The following is a 21,036-nucleotide window of genomic DNA, read 5'->3' as shown; positions in this document are numbered from 1 at the left end:
TTACTCCCTTGCGCCAGTTTTTTTATGTGCAATTAGTAATTCTGAGCTTCAATCTGGAAGTATGCCTGTGGGTGAGCACAAACCGGGCATACTTTTGGAGCTTCTTTTCCAACTACAATGTGACCGCAGTTTCGGCACTGCCAGATTGCGTCGCCTTCGCTAGAGAATACTACCTTATCTTCTACATTCTTCAAAAGCTTGCGGTAGCGCTCTTCGTGGTGCTTTTCAATTTCTGCAACCTTTTCAAACTGGAAAGCAATTGCATCAAAACCTTCTTCACGGGCTGTTTTTGCAAATTCTGCATACATATCAGTCCATTCGTAGTTTTCACCTTCTGCTGCTGCCTTCAAGTTAGCTGCTGTATCACCAATTCCGCCCAAATGCTTAAACCACATTTTTGCGTGTTCTTTTTCGTTATCTGCTGTTTCCAAGAAAAGTGCGGCAATCTGCTCATAACCTTCTTTCTTCGCAACACTTGCAAAATAAGTGTACTTGTTGCGAGCCTGTGATTCACCTGCAAACGCTGTCTGCAGATTCTTTTCTGTCTGTGTTCCTTTGAGTTCTTTTGCCATAAATGCGCTCCTGTGTAAGCGAGCCGGTCAGAGCCCGCCAGTTTCCTATTAATAGATATATTGCTTTAAATATAAGGGCAAATCCCCCAAAAGTAAAATTTTCTCTTAATAAAAAATCGTTTTTTCCGATAAAAAAGGGAATACTCTTTTTTGTTTCGGGGAAAAACATGAAAACGATTGGTATTAAACTTGCAGACGGCTCTTTTTATCCAGTATTAAAGGAAGGAAGTCCATCAGAAAGACTTCTGGAGCTCACAACAGCCCACAACAATCAGACAAAGGTAATGGTTGATTTGTACCGCTCAGAACTTGAATCTATGGAAGATGCTGAATACGTAGACTCCCTCCAGATTGAAGATTTGATCGAGCATCCCAACGGAGAGCCAACCCTTACTTTTACCGTTTCTATTGATGAAAATAACAAGCTTTCTGCCAAAATGGTTGATAACGAAACAGGCCTTCAGAGCAATGCAACTATCACACTTGTTTCCCGAACCCTTGAAGAACGCCTGCTTCCCGATGAATACGACATCAAAGACCCGACAATTGAAGGAGTTTCTCTTTCTGAGACTGAAGAAAATGCGCTTTTCGGAAATGATGATGAAGTGCAGCCCGAAGCCGACCAGTCTATTGATTTTAATTTCGACCCTGACTTGCCGGATTTTAACGAGTCAGCTCCTGAAAGCACAACCCCGGATGAAAGCCCTGTGGAATCTGAACCGGATGTTATAAATGAATTCGACGCTCCTGTTGAAGAAACAGCTATTTCTGAAGAAGAAAATACTCTTCCAGAGCCTGAATTACCACCTACAAGTTCTGAACTGGACAGCATCCGCGATCAGCTTGTAGCAGAACCAGATGCCGCTGATATTGCAGAAATCCAGCAGGAGCCTGCTTCAGATGAATTTGAACTTCCTCCAATGTCAGATTTCAATCCTCTTGATGAACCAATTCTGGAAGATGACGCGCTTGCAATCGATGAATTCCAGACAGAAGATGAAGAAGAGACAGCCACAGAGGAAGAAACAATTGCCAGCGAACCTGTGCTTGAAGATTCAAATGTAGAAGACGCAACAATTATTTCGGAAGAGCCGCCTGCTGAAGAGCCAGCTTCCGAAGAATCACTTTCAGACGAAACTACCGACGACTCAAGTCTTGAAGATTTTTCCACAGAAGACGTTCCAGACGAAACAATTTCTTCAGATCCTCTTGATTTATCATTTGACATTCCTGAAGAAAAGCCACAGAATTCTATTGATGAAGCAGAGACTCATACAGAATCAGCTGCTTTATCAGGAGATTTTGATTTGCCAGATACAACAAATTCTAACTCTTTAGACGACCTCGACTTACCAGATTTTGACTCTTCCTTTGAGACAAATTTCGACACAGACTCTTCAAATCTTTCTACTGGTGACAGCGACCTCAATCTTTCAGATTCTTTTGACAGCACAGAGCCAGAGCCTTCCACAAGCGATGTATTCAATACCGACGATCTGGATTTCGGCGACCTGGATTCTACTCTTACATCAAGCACTTCATCATCAGATTCAGATAATTCAAACGCTTATCTTGATGACCTTGATTTTGATGATCTGGATACTTCAACAAGTTCACAGCCGGCAGGAAAAGGCTTAAGCTTTACCGGCCTTTATGATAAAGAAACTGCAATGGGTAATTCCGCCGCAAATTCTGATGATGACGAGCAAAAAAATCCAAAGGCAGCAGTTATCATCTGTATTTTGTGTGCAATCATCTGTGTACTTGCAACTATGTTTGTTCTTATGGTGCTTACACCAAACTTCAAACTCTTTGGCAAAAAAGACAAGGCAGATGTTTCAACACAGGTAACTTCTACAGAACTTCCAGATTTGCGTCCTGCAGAAGCTAAGCCGGTAGAAAAAGCTCCTGAGCCGGAACCAATGCCAGCTCCAGAGCCTCTTCCTCCAGTTCCTCAGGCACAGGAAGAAGAAGTTGTAGTTATCGAAAATGCAGAGGATGTTGTTCCTCTTCCACCGCCGGTAACTCCTGTAAAACCAAAAGACATCAACTATAAAATTAAGTGGGGCGATACCCTCTGGGATATCTCTGACACTTACTATAAAAACCCTTGGCGCTACAAATATATTGCCCGCTACAACGGAATTAAAAATCCTGATTACATCATTTCGGGAACATACATTACAATTCCTGCCGAGTAATAGACCGCCAGCCTTTTCCGGAGATTTTTGTGACAGCTGCGTCCCGACTTTTGCTTTTTTTGTTCTTCTCGCTCTGCTTTTCAAGTTGTTCCGGTATAGGGCTAAAAAGCCCGGGACAAAAAAAGTTTGGCCCAGATGCCAATTATTTTATTGCTCTTAAACTTTTGCAGGCCGGAAACGAAAAAGAAGCGGCTCAAAAATTTTCTGCCTGCGCTAAAAAGGGTAGCTTCTACTGCGCTCAGAAAAGTGCCCAGGAACTTTGCAAACTGGGCTCTGTGCAGGAAAGAAACGCTGCCTGCCTTAAACTGATTCAGAAATTTCCCGAAGCACAGAATCTTCTGATTGCTGCCCGCCAGCTTTATTCCGCAAACGAAATCAACAAAGTAATAGAAATTACCGAAAATCTTGATTTTTCCGAAGTTCCCAACGAGCTTATAAAAATCCGCCTTGAAGCCATGAAAAAACGCGGTGATTCCCGCTACCGACAGGAACTTTTTGACTGGTTTTCCCTACGCTCAATTTCTAAACTTCACCTGGAATATTACAAGGAAAATCTGGAAATTGATTTTGAAAAGGCAATTTACGGAATTGAAGATGCCCCTTCAGCAAACGATGACATAGATTCTCTTTTTGATGATGCTGCTGACACAGATACTGCAATCAAGTCATCCGAAAGGGCAGACAACTTAGAAGCGGGAACTTTGCCCTCCCTTTCGCCACAAGATTTTGCTATCAATTACAGAATACTCCTTTATCAGAGAAACTATATTCCGGCTTTTGAAACCACACACTTTCTGCTCGATTACATTCAGGAAGGTTCTCTTCCCGTACGCGCCCAGTTTTTTTCAGATATTGGAAAAGCCTTTTTGTACGGAAGCCAGGATTTTCTTACAAACGCCAATTTTTTCAGAGCCAGCGCAAAAAATTATGCTGGCAGCGAGGCAGAATATTACTTCTGGTTTTATGCCGGACGCCTTTTTGAAAAAACTCACCGCTACAAAACTCTGGAAAAAAACTGTTTTCTTTCTGCAGTTCAGTCAGCAGGGTCTGCAGCTCAAAAAGACAATGCCCTCTGGTATCTTTTGAATTCAGATTTTCAGAATTTTACAAATGAAACAATTTCTTCTATTAATAAGTATTGCCGCGAATGGTCAGACCCGGCCTATTTTGATGATATTTTTTCTAATCTGGTTCCTGTTCTTTTTGCGGCGGGCAAATTTAATGAATTCGGCAGCCTTTACAGGAACCTGGACGGACTTGCAAGCCCTGAAATTACAGGTCAGTTTGCCTACATTTTTGCCCGACTTTGTGAACAGGGTTATGCAAGTGCCACAGAAGAAGAAATAAAAGCCGCCTATCTTACTGCAATCAAAAATGGAAATCACATTTACTACAAAATACTTGCCGCAAAAAAACTTGGCTATAATTTAGAGCAGATTAAAAAAGTAATTTTCAATTATTCTGAAAAATACGGCGGAATCAATCTTGCTGCAGGCTTTAAGCCTGATACTGCGGCAGAAAATCTTTTAGAAGGCTATGTAAAATTCGGATTTCCAGAACAGGTTTATCCAGCATACATGGAATTATATAAAAAGGGGATTTCTGCAGAATCTTCCTTCCATATCGCGGAATTTTTGAATAAATGCGGTGAAGAAAATAATGATTATTATGTTCAGAGCATAAGAATTGCAAGCCGGGCAGCCCTTGTTTCTGAACGGGAACTTTCTTCAGAAGAGATGAAGCTGCTTTATCCACAGGGCTTTTCTGCATCTGTAGAAAACTGGTGCAAGACTTACAAGGTTGAGCCGGCAGTTATGTATGCCCTTATCCGCAGCGAAAGTTTTTTTGATCTTGATATAAAAAGCCACGCCGGTGCAGTAGGATTAACTCAGCTTATGCCTGCCACCGCCAACGATATTTCCCGTCGCGTAAAAAAGCCGGATTACGATTTGAACGAGCCTGATACAAACATTCAGTTTGGAACTTACTATTTCAGCGAGCTTTTCCGCCGCTGTGATAATTCATATCTTTTATCATTCTTCTCTTATAATGCTGGAATTACAAAAGTGCGCCGCTGGCTGCAAAGTTCATTAATTGAATTCGGAAAAAAACAGAATATGCCTCACGACCTCTTTCTGGAAACAATTCCTTATGCCGAAACCCAGGAATACGGCCGCAAATTACTATCCGCCGCAATCCTCTATCAGCTTTTGTACGAAGATTCTGTTTCGCTGGTAAATGAAATGGTAGAATAATAAATCAACTTAAACTTGCCTCCCGGGCGCAAGGCATGGTTCAAAACCGCTCGGTACCTCGCTACATGCTATTTTTGTAAGGAAACTATTGCATGCGCCGCTAGCGCGGCAGACAAAAATAGAATGTTTTTGAACCACGCCCTGCGCCCTCGCGGCAATTTCAGTTAACTCATTTTTTCTTGGACTTTTCTTCTATATTTCAGTACATTTATAGCGAAACAAATCAATATTAAGCGAGGACCCCTATGGCAAACGAAGCAATGGAAGCTACAGTAAAAGAAGCCCTTGAAATGTTCCGCCCACAGTTACAGGCAGACGGCGGCGATATGGAATATGTAGGAATTGATGATGACGGAAAAGTTCATCTTAAGCTTACAGGTGCCTGTGGAAGCTGCCCGATGGCACTTATGACACTCAAAATGGGAATTGAACGCTATCTTAAGGATGCCTGCCCTGAAGTTACAGAAGTTGTTCAGGACAACGCACCAGACTACGGCGAAGAAATGCCCTTCTAATTTTTAATTACTTTTTAAGGAATAGACATGAAAATCTCAAAAGACAAATGGGTTAGCATTCACTATACCCTTACCGGCGAAGACGGTCTTCAGATTGACTCTTCTGTCGGAAAAGAACCTCTCGGCTATATTCACGGAAACGGTTATTTGATTCCAGGCCTTGAAGCAGAACTTGAAGGAAAAGAAGCCGGCGCAAAATTTAAGGCTGTAATTGCCCCAAAAGACGGCTACGGCGAATTCGACCCACGCATGGTTATGGACGTAGACCGCGCTCAGTTTGAAGGAATTGATGTTATTGAAGTTGGACAGCAGTTCCAGGTAATGACACAGGGCGGACCTGCAATTGTTCGTGTAGTTGAAGTTGGCGACGACAAGGTAAAAATCGACGGAAACCACGAATTGGCAGGAAAAACTCTTACTTTTGATGTAGAAGTTGTAGAAGTTCGAGAACCAACAGAAGAAGAACTCAACCCAAGCTGCGGATGTGGCGGTGGCTGCGGAGGATGTGGTGGAGACTGTGGTTGCGACGGCGGCTGTGAAGGCTGCGGAAACTAAAAAAAATCGGTCACTTTGTGCGACCGATTAAATTACCTTCATCATCATCTTTATTAAATTGCCCCCAGGATAGTCTTAAAATTATCCTGAATCGGGGCATTTTTTATTGAAACAACAACATCAGCAATATTCTTATACTGCTCGTTACGTTCTTCAAAGCGCTTTGTCAAAATTTCTTTTACTTCGTGAAGATTCTTTGGATTTTCCTTCATTACCCAGGCTGGAGCGCCTTCAAATTTTCCAAATACATCCTGTTTTACTTTTGCCATAATTCGTGCAACAGAATATTCGATATCGATACGAAGGAAAACAAATTTTCCAAGCTGACGAAGCTCGTTGAGGGCAGGGGCGTTATCACAGATTCCGCCTCCGGTTGCTACAACAATTCTGTCATCCGGATGTTCACTTACAATTTTGTGACAGGCCTCTTCTTCAGCAAGAGCAAATGCTGCAGGACCTTTATCTGCATAATATTTTCGGAAAGATGTTCCAACGATTTCTTCCAGTACATTATCTGTATCAAAAAAAGGAACAGAAAAATTTTCAGCCAGAAGCTTACCCTGAGTTGTTTTACCGCAATGTTTAAGGCCCATTAATACAATAGAATTATTCATACTTTCCTCAATATAAGAAAATTATAGCATTTGAATTGTAAAAGTCTAGTCTTTGTTGTATTGTAATAACAGGTGGTTTATGACTATAGCACTTTGTTTTTTACCCATAATTATTTGCTTCGTAATTTACACCCTTCTCTTAAAAATCCGGATTACAGATCAGTTGATTGCTGTTCTTTTAGGACTTATTGCTGTTTTCCCAATTTCATTGATTCAGTATTTTCTGCCTGATTTCGGTCTTTTTGAAAATAATCCTGTTTTACAGACTCTATTAAAATCGATTATTATTTACGGACTCACCGAAGAGTTGATTAAAATGCTTTTCCTGATTCCAATTCCCCACAAAAAACTTTCTGAAAGCGACTTTTTGTTCCTGGCATTTTTCATGGGATTAACACTGGGTTGCTTTGAATCTACAGTTTATTTCCTTGATCATTTGCAGAAAGCAGCATCCCGCGGTGCCCAGCTTTTGCTTTCACAGATTTTTATCCGCATTTTTACTTCAGATTTGATTCACATGGCCTGCACAGGACTCGGCGGTCTCTTCCTTTATAGCTGCCGTAACAAGCCTGTAAGTATTTCGGTATTTATTCTTGCAGTTGTCCTTCACGGAATCTACGATTTCTTCGCCGGCTTCCAGAACGACCTCAAGTATTTTTCAATCGCCGTAATCATTCTTGCCTTCATAGAATGCCGCAATAAATACGTAAGTTTGCAAAATCTCTGCGAAAATCGCTTGACAATATTCTATTAAGGGTGTACTATACACGAACACGACGCGGGGTAGAGCAGTTGGCAGCTCGTCGGGCTCATAACCCGGAGGCCGCAGGTTCGAGTCCTGCCCCCGCTATACTGCTAAGTTGTTATGTTATAACGATTTAGCGCACTACTAAACCCAATAAAGTAGGGCTTAGCGTGATTCAAATTACTAATTTAAGTAAACAATTTAAGTAACTGTTTACGGTCTTAGTGAGGTGAATATGGCTAAGCCCTATTTAATTTTTAAAGCCCATACTGGGTTTTATTACGCTCAAATCCGTCTTTCAGATGGAACTCTTTCCAACAACAAATCTACTGGCTGTAAAAACCGTGCCGAAGCTGAACGCAAGGTTATGGAATGGATTGTAACCGGAAACATTCCTGTACGAGTAAACAGCAAGGACTCAAAAGTTCAGAGCATTGATAAGATCAGACTCTTCAATGATTTACGCACCGCAGATTTTGCTACAGAAGACATTGAAACAATCATCAAGATTCTGAAGGAAAGAAACTACCTCTACTCTGCTGTTCCTAAATCTTCAAAGGGAAGTATTCCTATTGAAGACTTCCTCGAAAACTTCTGGGATTTTGAAAAGTCTCCTTATGTAAGAGAGAAGCTTGGAAAGAAACAGTCTATCCATCGTCAGTATTGTGCAACACTTATGAGCAGAACCCGCCTTTACTGGATTCCTCGTCTTGCCGGAAAATGTGTCGGTGAAATTACAAGAAACGATGTAGAGGCTTTCTTCTCCAGCGATGAAGCCCAGAAGCTTGCACCTAAAACTGTAAACTCAATTATTGAAACAATCACAATTCCTATGAAGTGGGCTTACTATCACGACCTGACACAAAACAATTGCTTTGATGGAATTATCAAATGTTCCAATCAGAGTAAAGAACGAAAAGTCATTGATATGGAAACTGCAAACCGCCTCATGGAACTTGATTGGGATAATGACGAAGCAAAGATTGCAAATGAACTTGCAATGCACACAGGAATGCGAGCCGGAGAAATCCAAGCACTCACAATTGATGATCTTGGTGATGATGAAATCTATGTACGCAAAAGCTGGTCCAAATACGATGGGTTGAAATGCTGTAAGAATGGCGAAGAACGTTCTGTCCCAATTCCTATTTCACATCAGCTTTATCTGAAACTTAAGATGCTTGCAGATTTTAATCCCTTTGATAATGGATTCATTTTCTACAGTACCGTAAAAGAAAAGCCAATGGACAGTAAACAGTTTAATAAATACCTCAAACGCGCACTTAAAGATATTGGTTATGAAAACTCAAAAGAAATCTGTTTCCATTCCTGGCGCCACTTCTTCTGTTCACGAATGCTGGATTATGTAAAAGACAAACGCTATGTAATGGCACTCTCTGGCCACAAAACCGAAGCCATGCTCAATCATTATGCAGCACACCTTGAAGATGATAAGGTTGTTGATTTGGCAAGAAACGTTATGAAGAAAATCTTTATTGACCAGAATGAAGATGAAGAAACAATCAACATGCTGAACAGCAAGCTTGAAGAACTGGATAAAGAAATTGCATAAGGAGAAGTGAATATGGGTATTTTTGGAAAGAAAACTGTAAAAACAAATGATAAAGATAATGCAAAGATTAAGATGGTTGAAGTTTCACAGCTTCATTTTGACAGAGACTTCAAGAATGTGTTTCAACAGGAGAATGACAAAGTTGCAGAGATAGCAAATGATATGAGGGCAAATGGATTTGATAAATCCAGACCGATTATTGTAACTGAGGCTTATATCATTGTTGACGGCCATTCACGCTTTATGGCAGCAAAAAAAGCTGGACTTCAGAAAGTCCCAGTTATTATCAAGAAGTTTGATAGTCGTGATGAAACAATTGAATATGAGTATAAGATGCAATTAAACTCCAGACGTTTAACAGATGGGGAATATTTCGCCGCCTTCTTAAAGCTCGATAAAATCCGCCGTTCAAATCCAAACGCACAAGGATCATCTGATGAAACAATTGGCCGTCAGCTTAATAAGTCGGCTCGTCAGGTTTGCAAAATGCGTGAAATTGCAAAGAAGGCAGACTCTCACCTCCTTGAAAAGATTCAGAACGGCAGTGTTTCCATAAATAAGGCGCATGAGATGATTAAGGCTGCAGAAGCCAGAAAAAAGGTCAGAACTGCAGAGGATAATTCCGAAGAAAAGACCTCTAATACAGGCAAAGGCATCAATTCTGATTCCTTCAAACTTGGAGTTCTTTTCGTTCTGTCAGAACTGGAAAAAGGAAAGAAGAAATCACAGATTCTGAAAGACAAGAGAATCGCAAGACTGGAACTTGGAGAATTGAAACTTAATGATGAAGAACTTTCCAAAATCTCACAGAGATTCGGAATTGCTTAATTCTAACTCGGTTTTAATTCAATTCTAACTCGAATATTGAGTTAGAATTAAGTTTTAACTCGACATATTGAATTAAAACAGATTATAATTGACTTAAAAGGAACTTTATATGAGAACAATACCTGAAAAAGAAGATCTTTTTACTGAGTTCAAATCAGATACAAAAGAAAAGAATGGATTACCAGATTCTGAGTTAATTGATGCTATTGTTGGAATGACAAATGCGGAAGGTGGTATTCTTTATCTCGGTGTTGAAGATGATGGTGAAATAACAGGTCTTACAAAACAGCATAAAGATACTATCGGTGTAATGGCCTTAATTGCTAACAGCACAGTACCATCTGTTTCAACAAGAGCTGAAATCATAACTGAAAATAAAACTGACATCTTACGCATAGAGGTTCCAAAAGCAAGAACAGTTACCGCAACTTCTAGCGGAAAAACTTTACGCCGCAGATTAAAGTTTGATGGATCCCCTGAAGCTGTCCCTTTGTTTCCTTATGAAATTCCTAGCCGATTATCAGAATTAAGTCTGCTAGATTTTTCCGCACAACCACTTGAAGGTGCAACAGAAGAAGATATAGATGTCCTAGAATTCGAACGTCTAAGAAGTATTATTAAAAACAGTATTGGAAGTGATAAATCTTTACTTGAATTAAATCAGGAAGATTTTTACAAAGCATTACATTTTATCGTTGAAGAAAATGGAAAAATAGTTCCAACTGTAACAGGTTTGCTTTTTCTTGGAAAAACAGAAAGCTTAAAACGTCTTATGCCAACATATCGGGCATCGTTTCAAGTATTATCTGGAACAAGTGTAAAAATAAATGAAACTTCAAATGAACCATTAGGAAAGATATTTGAAAAGTTTTCAACTTACTTTAAAGCCTGGAATCCAGAAAAAGAAATGGAATATGGCCTTTTTAGAATACCTGTTCCAGAGTTCACACATGCAGCTTTCCGCGAAGGTTTATTGAATGCATTTGGACATAGAGATTACACACAGCTTGGACAAGTCAGAGTTCTGATTGATGATGAGGGAATGACTATTTCAAGTCAAGGTGGATTTATAGAAGGTGTAAATTCAGAAAACCTTATTTTTGTTGAACCTCATGGAAGAAATCCATGTCTTTCCGATGTATTAAAAAGAGTTGGTTTAGCTGAAAAAACTGGTCGTGGTATTGATAGAATTTATGAAGGCTCGATTCTTTATGGACGACCTTGGCCAGACTATTCTGAAAGTACATCATCAATTGTAAAACTGTTTGTTCCACGAGCAAATCCGGATATGCAATTTACAAAAATGATTGCAGATGAACAAAATAGGCGTAATCAGCCACTTTCTATAAATGCATTAATGATACTTTCAACAATTCGAAATGAACGGAGAGTTACTGTTGAACGATTAAGCGAAGTTATACATCTTAATAAATCTCGAACAAGTTCTACGATTGAAAATCTGGTTGAAGCAGGTTTAGTAGAAGCTATTGGCAACGGTGCTAATCGTTCATACATATTAAGCGCAAAAGTCTATAAACAGAATAATGAAAGTGCAAAATATGTTAGACAAACCGACATAGATGCAGTGCGTTATCCAGAACTGATTATTAAACTTGCAAAACAGCAGGACGGAATAATTACAAAAGAAGATGTAGCCGACTTGCTTAAGATAACCGATGTTCAGGCTTATTTACAAATCAAGAAGCTTATGGCTGAAGGCAAGCTTGTTCAGAATCAAAAAGGCAAATATGCTAATTATAAATTAAAAGATTAAGTTTCAAAGGCTTTCAATTCTGTTTCGACAGTTTTGAAAGCCTTTTATATTATCTTTCAAAGTTATCGTAATTTTGTATTTTGATAGAATCTTTTAAACGCAAAGTTGCGTTCAGATATTTCAGGAAAATCTTGCTGATTTTGTAGTGGCGTTATTAAAATTATATATGATATCATCTTTTATAACTGCATAAGTGTAAAATTTATTACAAGGAGAATTCCAGGATGATTTGGCTCAGAAAGTATCAGAATGATACACAAGCTAATAGCACACCGCAAACAATAACACAATATTTTCAAGATGGTACAGAATCATTTGAGGAATATTACACTCGTATTTGTAAATCTCCCAATGAAAGTAAAGATGATATAATCTTTCACTTAGATCAACTTATTGATATTGCTATTCACTGTAAACTATTATCAGATTGGTTTTCTAAATTAACTCAAAAAGAACGTATTAATTATTTTTTACAATTAGATAGCATAGACTTTATTAAAGAAAATGCAGATTACCATTATCATTTTTCTCAAAATCGCTTAGCTGAAGCTGGAGAAAAAGTTATTGCTATTTTAAATAATAGTTATAATGAATTCACTGCTGAGTTTTGTAAAAAAATTACGCCTTATGTTAATGACGTAGCAAAACTAGGACTATTTAAACCAAAATATCCTACGACATGTTTTTGGATTTCATATATCCTTCAATCCAATCTTTTAACACATATCAGACTTTCTCCTCGTCCTTATGTTATTTACCAACATGATAACTGCAATTTCTTTTCTGATGTTCCAGATTTTGTTAATTATCCTTTATTTAGAGTGGATGATAATTATCAACCAAAAGAAACAATTGAAGATACAACTATTGAATTACAAAACCTTAGTAATGAATGTTTTGATGATTTCATGAAACTTGCTATGTTTTATGATTATAAAAACCAAGGAGCAAAATCGGAACAAGTAACTATAAATATTCAACAAAATATTAATAATCCTGAGTTCAACTACAAAACTTATTCTAATACCTACCATAATGAGACATTCAATTTTGAGTCAGATAAAATAAGCAATTCACCAGAAATATCCACAGATGACATAAAAGAACTTATGTTCAAGAAATTGCAAAATAATTCTGGATACAAAGTTCTTAAAGCTCATCTTGATCAAACTGATATTTATTTCAAAATTTTCTTCGAACTAGGTTATATCTCATATTTAAATGATGTTATAGAATTTAATTCCCCCTTTTCACAAGGTGCATTTGCGGAATTCATTAAAGATAACGACTTCTTATTTTGTGAAATTCAAGCAAGGATACCAGATACAGCTTTTAAGGAATTAACAGGAAGAACATTTAATGGGTTAGAACAACGTTCTGATAAAGTAAAAAAATATGATGATGTAAAAAAAGCATTACTTTTAAAAAATCCTCCATTAAGTCATAAGTAGTTTTTTTTAGTTCAATTTTAGTTTTTCAAACATTTTAATTATCTCTTATCATTCAGATAGTTGCAGCAGAGGAGAGTTTCTCCTTCAAAAAGCTAGCTGACACTATCTGAGTTCCTATTCTAGATTCTGGAACTCAAAAGGAGTTTCAGACATGAAACCAACAAACTACGCCATTACAGAGTGGCCCGAAAAGACATTATTCTCACGACAGGAGACCGCACAGATATTAGGAGTGGGCTTATCAACTCTTGACTCGCTTATCTCTTATGACGACCTTCCACGCACTATCGTACACAAGAGAGTTCTTATCCATCGTAAGGACCTTGAGAACTACATTTTATCCTGCAGAACTTCAATATTCAGAGGTGAAAAATGAATGAAGCATTATTAATCCAAATAATGAAAGATATAAATAACGAGAACATTCGTTTTGGATCATGCGAAGTAAAATTTACATTTCATGATGGAAAAATTGTATTTTACGAGATTACCGTTTGTAAAAGACGTAATGTTTCAATTTCTAGAAATTTAAAGAAGGAAAACAATTATGGAAATGAAAGATAATATCCCGTTGCCAACGTATTATACGATTCTTCCCGCATGCATTCGCTTGAATCCTAGAATAATTCCAGGAGCAAGACTTCTTTGGAGCGATATTTCTGTACTGTCCTTAAAGAATGGTTATTGCTACTCAACCAATGATTTCTTTGCCAGAATCTATGGTGTCAATATTAGAACCATTAATCTCTGGATAAGAAACCTTAAACAGCTTGAATTAGTAACAATCACGCATTTTAAGACTGGTGATGGCAACAAAGTGATTCGCCATATCAAGCCTAATACATCACACCCAGAATTAGCCACATTTTTTGCCAAAGAAGGAAAAAAAATGCGTATGGCCTATGAAAAAAATATGCAATTGTCCCACGAAAAAAACTGCACAGAGAATATTACAAGAAATAATAATACGAGACTAATAAAGGGCATCCCACTTACTGAATTAACTTCAGTAGATACTGTTTCTGACGCAGAATTAGACAATTGCTTTTTTTAGGAGGTTATCATTATGGATCATGAGATAAGAAATATCGACTTCTGTAGTATTCTCGAACGTTTACCGCATGAATATTCTCCAGAAAAAGAGGCTATGCTGCGATCACTTGAGGAAGAAGAAAAACTTGAGGTTATCCGTAAAAGGCTTAGCTACTATCGTTCAAAGGAAAGTGGAGTTCCCAGATTTCTTTGGAATGATTCATTAACCACATATCATCCTAGAACAGAGGAGGAAAAGATAAATTATGAGAAGATTCTGTCTTTCGTAAATGATGATAATAATCATAAAACCTTAATTCTTTCAGGAAAATGTGGAACTGGAAAATCTCATTTAGGCGCAGGACTTGTCCATAGTATAGGCGGCAAAATGATAGATGCAGATACTCTTCTTCTTCAGGTTGATTCTGGAGACAATTTTAAGTCGTCCGAAAACAAACTTGAAATTCTCTCAAGATTTTCAAATTACAAATTACTGGTAATTGATGAAATAGGAAGAACCATGGATCCCGTCAAAGAGAAAGGTTACCTGTCTTACATCATCCGTAATAGATACAATAATCGCCTTCCAACAGTCTTGATTTCCAATCTTGGAAAGAATGAATTAATAAAATTCTTTGGAGAGGCAATTTACGACAGGCTTAAAGAAACTTGCATTTATCTGGAATTTTCAGGGGAAAGCTACAGAGCAAACAAGCGTGATATAGCTTTGTAATTATTTTATTTTCAGAATCATTTTGTTTCCGGCCGGACAAGATGATTCTGAGACTCAAAAGGAGAACTACTATATGAAATTTTTTAATAAAAAAATTAGCACTTCATTCGAAGCAGCTAAACAGAATATTCAGAATAAATTCGATTCTGAAAGAATACAGATGGTTGAAATCTCAAAGCTGAAATTTGATAAAGATTTCAAAGAATTATTTGCACAGGAGCCAGAAAAGGTAGAACGCATTGCGCAAGATATGAAAAAACATGGGTTCGATAAATCACAGCCGATTATTGCGACAAAAGACGGTTCTATTCTGGATGGTAACTCCCGTTTTATAGCGGCAAATCAGGTTGGAATAAAGTATCTTCCAGTAGTTTATAAAAATTTTGTAGATAAAAACGAAGCCTTAAAATATGAACTTCACTTACAACTTGACCGCAGAAATCTTAGCGATGCAGAAGTTTTTGCAATGTTCAAAAAACTGGAAGGAATGAAGCAGAATGCAAAAGCAGAGGGAAAATCAACCGAAGATTTTACTGATGCAAAAATTGCCGAACAGCTTAAAAAATCTGAACGGTCGGTTCAGAAAATACGAGAGCTTTCAAAAAAAGCTGATAAACAGACTTTGGATAAAGTTGCCTCTGGAGAACTCTCAATTAATAAGGCGCTTTCGGAAGTCAAAAAAGCTGAACATCCCATAACAATTAAATCCAATGCAAATTCTTCTATAAATAAGTCTGAGTTTATTAAAGGCATAAAGTTTGCTTTGAATGAAATTGCAAATGGAAAAAACGCAGAAGAAATTCTTGCAGCTTTGTAAAAGGAGTAGCTCATGGGAAATGAAGATTTAACTTTAGAGTTCATGGGCTACAAGGCAATGTGCCATTGTAGACCTATAATTCATCGTTTACACAATAAGCGTGATCCAAAAATCGTAAGTTCAGAAAAACATATCGATCTTTCGAGACCGCATGAAACAATTCTTGATTGTGGCACTTTAGAAGAGTGCTATGAGCAGATATTTGGCGAAGCTGTAAAAAAATACAACGCGAAGCAGAAACGGAAAGACCGTCGGATTGAAAATTATCTGGAAACAATTCTTAACGACAAGCGCCAGGGAAAACACAAAAATATAAAAGCTAATGGAAGACGTAAGCCCGCTTATGAAATGATTATCCAATTAGGAAATAGAAATAACAGACCGGATGATGAAAAAGCTTCCAGAGTGTTAAAAGATTTTTGTAATTTCCTGATTAAAAAATATCCTAACATTGTTCCAATTGGGATTTATCTTCACAATGATGAATTTTCAATTGACGAAGAAACACATCAGAAGATTTTCTCTCCTGTACATATACATTTCGACTTTGTGTATGTGGCCCATCTTGGAAAATCTCTTAAAACCGGAATGGAATTGCAATGCTCAATGAGCGGAGCCTTAGCGGAGATGGGATTTGTTACCGCAAAAGGTAAAGGTACAGGTCAGCAGCAGCTTGAAGAATCAGCTAGGCATGCCTTACAGGATTTTGCGGAAGAACGTGGAATCAAAATAGACAGAACTCCTGGAGAAAGGCATTCTCATAAGGAAAAGCCTGTGTATCAGCAGATGAAAGAAAACGAAAAGAAAGAGAAAAGACTTTCACAGAAAGAACAGCAGCTTGAACAGGATAGAACTGATTTGGATAAAAATATTGAATCTTTTAATCAGAAATCTGAACAGCTGGAAAAAGATATTCAGGCAAACAATGATAAATCTTTGGATTTGTTTTTCAAAGAAAATCAGCTTTCTAAAAAGCAAAAGGAACTTGATGAGCAGAAAAATGAAATTGACCAGAAGTCCAAAAATGCTGATAAAACTTTACAGGATGCTCAAACTATTCAGGCTGAAAATCAAAAGACATCTAAAAATCTTGAATTAGAGCAGAATGATTTAGAGCGTGATAAAAGTCTGTTCAAAACTTCAGCACAAAAAGTTGGCGTTTATAATCAGCTTTGCGATGAAGTTGAAAGAAAAAACATGACTATTGATTCTGAAATCAACGCATTTAAGAACAATCGTTTTGAAAACTTTTCTGCCAGATTTAATAAATTTGTTGGAAATGTAAAAAAGATTGTCACTGCAATTACAACAGAATTGAACTGGTATAAAGCAGCATTCAAGAATTTTTGGAATAAAACTTCAAAGGATTTCAGACATCTTGCTGATTTAATGGACAGAAACAATTGTGAAAAGTTTTCTGATTTCAACAAGAAGTTTTATAACGCGGAATTGGATTATCAGATACAGGAAAAGAATCTGATACATCATCAGCACACCATTAGTAAGAAAAAAATTAATAATAATTATGATTTGGAGAGATAGGAGGTTTTTATGGAATTAGTAATAGATGAAAAAATCAGATTAAAAGTGTTACGCTCTACATTAAGGGGAGAGGGTTTTAAGCTTGATTCTTGGATTCGTTGTATTCATTGTGGCAAAGTTTTTCAGGGAGAAGAAATGAGAGTCTTCAATAAAGGAAATGACTACTTTATTTATTGCAAATTCCCAAACTGTAATGGTTCTATTATTGATATAGTAGATGCCGACGATGAGGATTTTGCATCTATGTTTGATTAAAAATACAGCTTCGCAACGTTGCGGATTCCAAAAGGAATCCGCTTTACACCACAATTTGGCTTGCCAAACTGGGTGTACCCCACACTGAAAACGTCATACCAACTTCGTGGTATAACATTTTCAGTCCGGGGCCCCAAACCGTATCGTCGGTTTATCTCTCTATTAGAGGCGTTTCGTCGCCTCTCGAAAAATCCCGCAACATTGCGGCCACAGTCATGAAAGCCAGTCCTATTCGGACAAAATGGCTCTCAGACAAAGTGTGGTCTTATCCAGCGAGTTTTTTCTCACTCCCACGAGCAACGTCCTGTCGTTGCATCCCAGCCAACATTTCGCCACTGGAGGACCACCAAGCTGGGCTTGGATTACTTACCTTATCAACTACAAAAATCTGAAAATATGATATAATAGAACTATCAACTTTCAAAAAAGGACATCATTATGGCAAAGTCAAAATCGACCAAATCTTCTTCCGCAACAATCGGATTTGAACAGCAGATTTGGGATGCAGCTTGTGAACTTTGGGGACATATCCCTGCTGCAGATTACCGCAAAATCTTTACAGGACTTATCTTCTTAAAATACATCTCAACCGCATTTGAAAAGAAGTACAAGGAACTTGTAGAAGAAGGCGATGGTTTTGAAGACGATCCAGACGCATACGAAGCAGACAACATTTTCTTTGTTCCGCCAGAGGCACGCTGGAGTGAAATTGCAAAGGCTGCCCATACACCAGAAATCGGAACCATTCTCGATAAAGCCATGATTTCCATTGAAGCTGATAACAAAAGCTTGAAAGGCGTTTTGCCAAAGAACTATGCAAATCCAGAATTAGACAAACGCGTTCTTGGAAACGTAGTAGACGTATTCACAAACATGGATATGAGCGACACCGAGGCAAGTAAAGATTTGCTTGGCCGAACTTATGAATATTGTATTGCTCAGTTTGCAAGTTACGAAGGTGTAAAAGGTGGAGAATTCTATACTCCTGCCAGTGTTGTAAAAACAATTGTAAATATCTTAAAGCCATCAGAAGGAAAACGAGTTTATGACCCATGCTGTGGTTCAGGTGGTATGTTCGTTCAGTCAGTAAAGTTCATTCAGGAACATGCAGGAAACAGAAGCAACATCAGTGTATTCGGACAAGAAGCCAATGCCGACACCTGGAAGATGGCCAAGATGAATATGGCAATCCGAGGAATCGATGCAAACTTTTGCGACCATCCGGAAGACACTTTCTTTAACGATCTTCATTCAACACAAAAGTTTGATTTTATTATGGCAAATCCACCTTTCAATCTGAGCAACTGGGGACAGGATAAATTGCAGAACGATCCTCGCTGGGCATACGGACTTCCGCCTGCAGGAAATGCAAACTTTGCATGGATTGAACACATGATTTATCATCTTGCTCCAAATGGAAAAATCGGTCTCGTTCTTGCGAATGGTGCCCTTTCAACACAGACAGGTGGTGAAGGAGAAATCCGTCGAAAAATTATCGAAGCAGATTTGATTGAAGGTATAGTTGCTATGCCAACTCAGCTTTTCTACAGCGTAACAATTCCGGTAACTTTGTGGTTCATTACCCGCAACAAAAAACAAACTGGCAAAACTTTGTTTATCGATGCTCGCAACATGGGCCACATGGTTGACCGCAAGCACCGCGATTTTTCTGACGAAGATATTGCAAAACTTGCAGACACATTTACAGCATTCCAGAACGGAACATTAGAAGATGTAAAAGGATTCTGTGCAGTTACAACAACAAAACAAATTGCTGAACAGGATTTCATTCTTACTCCAGGTCGCTATGTTGGTATCGAAGAAAAAGAAGAAGACGATGAGCCTTTTGATGATAAGATGAAACGCCTTACAACCGAACTTGGTGGAATGTTTGCAAAGAGCCATGAACTTGAAGAGCAGATAAAAAAGAACCTCGGTGAGATTGGGTATAAAATTTAGAAAATCGTGACAAAGCGTCACGGGTTGAAAAAATTATTGGAATATATATGGAAACTGTAATAGCATACTTTGATGAAACTGGTGATGACGGTTTTGTTAATAGCTCTAGCGATGATTTTGTTTTGACAAGCATTTATACGAAAACTAGTAGCTGGCAGAAAAACTATAACGTAATGAAAAATTGTCGTGCATTACTCAAAGAAAAATACGGATTTCATTCAACTGTAGAAATGCATACAAAAAATTTTTTGACGGATAAAAATCCGTACAGAAATTACTGTTGGACAAAGGAACAGAAACAAGAAATCCTCATTGCATATACAAAATGTATTGCTGAACAAATGGATTTTTCATGCATAAATGTAATAATCGACAAGACAAAAATAACAGATTCAAACTATAACATTCTTGAAAAGGCTCTGACATATAATATTCAGAGAATTGAAAATGCAAGCAACGAAGAATGGAACTATATTGTAATAACGGACAAAGGTCGACTTGCACCAATGAGAAAAACAGCCCGTGCAATCCGCGCATACAATCCTATTCAATCTCAATTCAACTATGAATCTATAAACCAACCAATTACAGGACTTATTGAGGATATTCTAGAGAAAGATTCTGCTGAGTCTTATTTTATACAAATCTGCGATTTTATTTCATACTTTGTGCATTTATATTTCAAATGTGTTATGAATGGTAAACCGCTTCCTGCTCGTGTTGCAAGTGTGATTGATAATCAATTTGTTTCGAGGGTAATGGCAACTTTGAAATATTATGGAAGATTAAATCTAAAGGCTTCAAAAGCAAATGAATTCGGACTTGTGATTTACCCAAAATAGCGTTTAAAACAAGAACACCACCTACGAAGCATTCGCTTTTTCAGTGGTTCGACTAAAATTTACTGCCAAATTTTGCTTTTGTCAAGTTTTAAAGCTTTGAAAGACATATAATAAAAGGAATGAAAATGAAAGAGTGGAAAGAATGTAAACTAAAAGATATCTGTGATTATGGAAAAGACAGAATGGAAGTTTTGACTCTAGATAATTCAACTTATATCTCAACCGAAAATATGCTTCCAAATCGTGCAGGTATAACAACAGCCACAACATTACCGACAGGCGAATACACACCAAGCTTCGAAATTGATGATACTTTAGTTTCTAACATTCGACCATATTTTAAAAAAATCTGGAAAGCAACATTTTCAGGTGGATGTTCTGCCGATGTTTTAGTTTTCAAAGCTAAAGAAAATATTTCAAAAGAATATTTGTATTATGTTTTAACTGATGATGAGTTCTTTAAATACAGTATGGCAACATCTAAAGGAACAAAAATGCCTCGTGGGGATAAAACCTCAATAATGAATTATCCAGTAAAACTTCCCCCTCTCCCCACCCAGCAAAAAATCGCCGCCATTCTCTCATCCCTCGATGATAAGATCGTACTGAACAATAAGATAAACGATAATTTAGCGGCTTAGAATTGGATTGAATCTACGTCTAATTCGCCGGACATGAGTCTAGGTAGTAAAATGTCACGGAGATTTGAGAGATTTCGATTTTCTATAGCATTTCCAGCAATTTTTTCCATTAATGGTAGAACATTTTTTTCG

21 protein-coding genes and 1 tRNA gene are annotated in these 21,036 nt (G+C 37.8%); 20 read left to right on the top strand and 2 right to left on the bottom strand.

Annotated features, from left to right (window positions below):
* Positions 1-32: 32 nt before the first annotated feature.
* Positions 33-572 (bottom strand): rubrerythrin, encoded by a 540-nt coding sequence (gene rbr / locus MSI_RS11110; RefSeq protein WP_009106999.1) that lies wholly within the window; start codon positions 570-572, stop codon positions 33-35.
* A gap of 167 nt (positions 573-739) precedes the next feature.
* Between rbr and MSI_RS14560 the strand changes: the two genes are divergently transcribed.
* From MSI_RS14560 to MSI_RS11090, 4 genes are all read left to right on the top strand, one after another.
* Positions 740-2,773, top strand: a complete 2,034-nt coding sequence (locus MSI_RS14560) for a LysM peptidoglycan-binding domain-containing protein (protein WP_192807762.1) — start codon at positions 740-742, stop codon at positions 2,771-2,773.
* Between the two features lie 29 nt (positions 2,774-2,802).
* On the top strand, positions 2,803-5,028 hold the full coding sequence (locus tag MSI_RS11100) for a flagellar assembly lytic transglycosylase (RefSeq protein ID WP_009106996.1): 2,226 nt from the start codon (positions 2,803-2,805) through the stop codon (positions 5,026-5,028).
* Positions 5,029-5,273: 245 nt separating this feature from the next.
* Positions 5,274-5,543 carry a NifU family protein gene (locus MSI_RS11095; RefSeq protein ID WP_009106994.1) on the top strand — a complete coding sequence of 90 codons (270 nt, stop codon included), beginning with the start codon at positions 5,274-5,276 and terminating at the stop codon, positions 5,541-5,543.
* Positions 5,544-5,570: 27 nt separating this feature from the next.
* Positions 5,571-6,098, top strand: a complete 528-nt coding sequence (locus MSI_RS11090; protein WP_009106991.1) for a peptidylprolyl isomerase — start codon at positions 5,571-5,573, stop codon at positions 6,096-6,098.
* Between the two features lie 53 nt (positions 6,099-6,151).
* Here the strand turns inward: MSI_RS11090 and MSI_RS14110 are convergent, their stop codons facing one another.
* Positions 6,152-6,712, bottom strand: coding sequence for a shikimate kinase (locus MSI_RS14110; protein WP_009106988.1), 561 nt, complete (start codon positions 6,710-6,712; stop codon positions 6,152-6,154).
* Positions 6,713-6,791: 79 nt separating this feature from the next.
* Between MSI_RS14110 and MSI_RS11080 the strand changes: the two genes are divergently transcribed.
* The 16 genes from MSI_RS11080 to MSI_RS11005 all read left to right on the top strand — a co-directional run bounded on the left by MSI_RS11080 (position 6,792) and on the right by MSI_RS11005 (position 20,904).
* Entirely contained in the window at positions 6,792-7,466 is a 675-nt protein-coding gene (locus MSI_RS11080) for a PrsW family glutamic-type intramembrane protease (protein WP_009106986.1), read from the top strand.
* A gap of 23 nt (positions 7,467-7,489) precedes the next feature.
* Positions 7,490-7,562 (top strand) — tRNA-Met (locus tag MSI_RS11075).
* 130 nt (positions 7,563-7,692) lie between these two features.
* Positions 7,693-9,030: a tyrosine-type recombinase/integrase gene (locus tag MSI_RS11070; protein WP_009106985.1), complete on the top strand. Its 1,338-nt coding sequence runs from the start codon at positions 7,693-7,695 to the stop codon at positions 9,028-9,030.
* A gap of 12 nt (positions 9,031-9,042) precedes the next feature.
* Positions 9,043-9,858, top strand: a complete 816-nt coding sequence (locus MSI_RS11065; RefSeq protein WP_009106983.1) for a ParB N-terminal domain-containing protein — start codon at positions 9,043-9,045, stop codon at positions 9,856-9,858.
* A 109-nt stretch (positions 9,859-9,967) separates the two neighbouring features.
* Positions 9,968-11,632 (top strand): RNA-binding domain-containing protein, encoded by a 1,665-nt coding sequence (locus MSI_RS11060; protein WP_009106980.1) that lies wholly within the window; start codon positions 9,968-9,970, stop codon positions 11,630-11,632.
* A gap of 224 nt (positions 11,633-11,856) precedes the next feature.
* Positions 11,857-13,083 carry a hypothetical protein gene (locus MSI_RS11055; RefSeq protein ID WP_009106978.1) on the top strand — a complete coding sequence of 409 codons (1,227 nt, stop codon included), beginning with the start codon at positions 11,857-11,859 and terminating at the stop codon, positions 13,081-13,083.
* A 151-nt stretch (positions 13,084-13,234) separates the two neighbouring features.
* On the top strand, positions 13,235-13,459 hold the full coding sequence (locus tag MSI_RS15200; protein ID WP_009106976.1) for a helix-turn-helix domain-containing protein: 225 nt from the start codon (positions 13,235-13,237) through the stop codon (positions 13,457-13,459).
* Positions 13,456-13,647 carry a hypothetical protein gene (locus MSI_RS11045; RefSeq protein ID WP_009106974.1) on the top strand — a complete coding sequence of 64 codons (192 nt, stop codon included), beginning with the start codon at positions 13,456-13,458 and terminating at the stop codon, positions 13,645-13,647. The genes MSI_RS15200 and MSI_RS11045 overlap by 4 nt, the downstream gene beginning before the upstream one ends.
* On the top strand, positions 13,631-14,137 hold the full coding sequence (locus MSI_RS11040) for a helix-turn-helix domain-containing protein (RefSeq protein ID WP_009106972.1): 507 nt from the start codon (positions 13,631-13,633) through the stop codon (positions 14,135-14,137). The genes MSI_RS11045 and MSI_RS11040 overlap by 17 nt, the downstream gene beginning before the upstream one ends.
* 12 nt (positions 14,138-14,149) lie before the next feature.
* Complete coding sequence (locus MSI_RS14105) at positions 14,150-14,848, top strand: ATP-binding protein (RefSeq protein ID WP_009106970.1); 699 nt, start codon at positions 14,150-14,152, stop codon at positions 14,846-14,848.
* Positions 14,849-14,921: 73 nt separating this feature from the next.
* Positions 14,922-15,665, top strand: a complete 744-nt coding sequence (locus MSI_RS11030; RefSeq protein WP_009106968.1) for a ParB N-terminal domain-containing protein — start codon at positions 14,922-14,924, stop codon at positions 15,663-15,665.
* Positions 15,666-15,677: 12 nt separating this feature from the next.
* Positions 15,678-17,207, top strand: coding sequence for a hypothetical protein (locus tag MSI_RS11025; protein ID WP_009106965.1), 1,530 nt, complete (start codon positions 15,678-15,680; stop codon positions 17,205-17,207).
* Positions 17,208-17,216: 9 nt separating this feature from the next.
* Positions 17,217-17,462 (top strand): hypothetical protein, encoded by a 246-nt coding sequence (locus MSI_RS11020; protein ID WP_009106962.1) that lies wholly within the window; start codon positions 17,217-17,219, stop codon positions 17,460-17,462.
* A gap of 438 nt (positions 17,463-17,900) precedes the next feature.
* Positions 17,901-19,421 (top strand): class I SAM-dependent DNA methyltransferase, encoded by a 1,521-nt coding sequence (locus MSI_RS11015; RefSeq protein WP_009106960.1) that lies wholly within the window; start codon positions 17,901-17,903, stop codon positions 19,419-19,421.
* A gap of 47 nt (positions 19,422-19,468) precedes the next feature.
* Complete coding sequence (locus MSI_RS11010; RefSeq protein WP_009106958.1) at positions 19,469-20,263, top strand: DUF3800 domain-containing protein; 795 nt, start codon at positions 19,469-19,471, stop codon at positions 20,261-20,263.
* A gap of 119 nt (positions 20,264-20,382) precedes the next feature.
* The gene (locus MSI_RS11005) at positions 20,383-20,904 is read left to right on the top strand and encodes a restriction endonuclease subunit S (RefSeq protein WP_202799340.1); all 522 of its coding nucleotides are present in this window, start codon (positions 20,383-20,385) and stop codon (positions 20,902-20,904) included.
* Positions 20,905-21,036: the final 132 nt, after the last annotated feature.

The sequence above is a fragment of the Treponema sp. JC4 genome, assembly GCF_000260795.1.
Taxonomy (GTDB): domain Bacteria; phylum Spirochaetota; class Spirochaetia; order Treponematales; family Treponemataceae; genus Treponema_D.
Note: the sequence above shows the minus strand (reverse complement) of the source record. Positions and strands in the feature narration are given on the sequence as shown.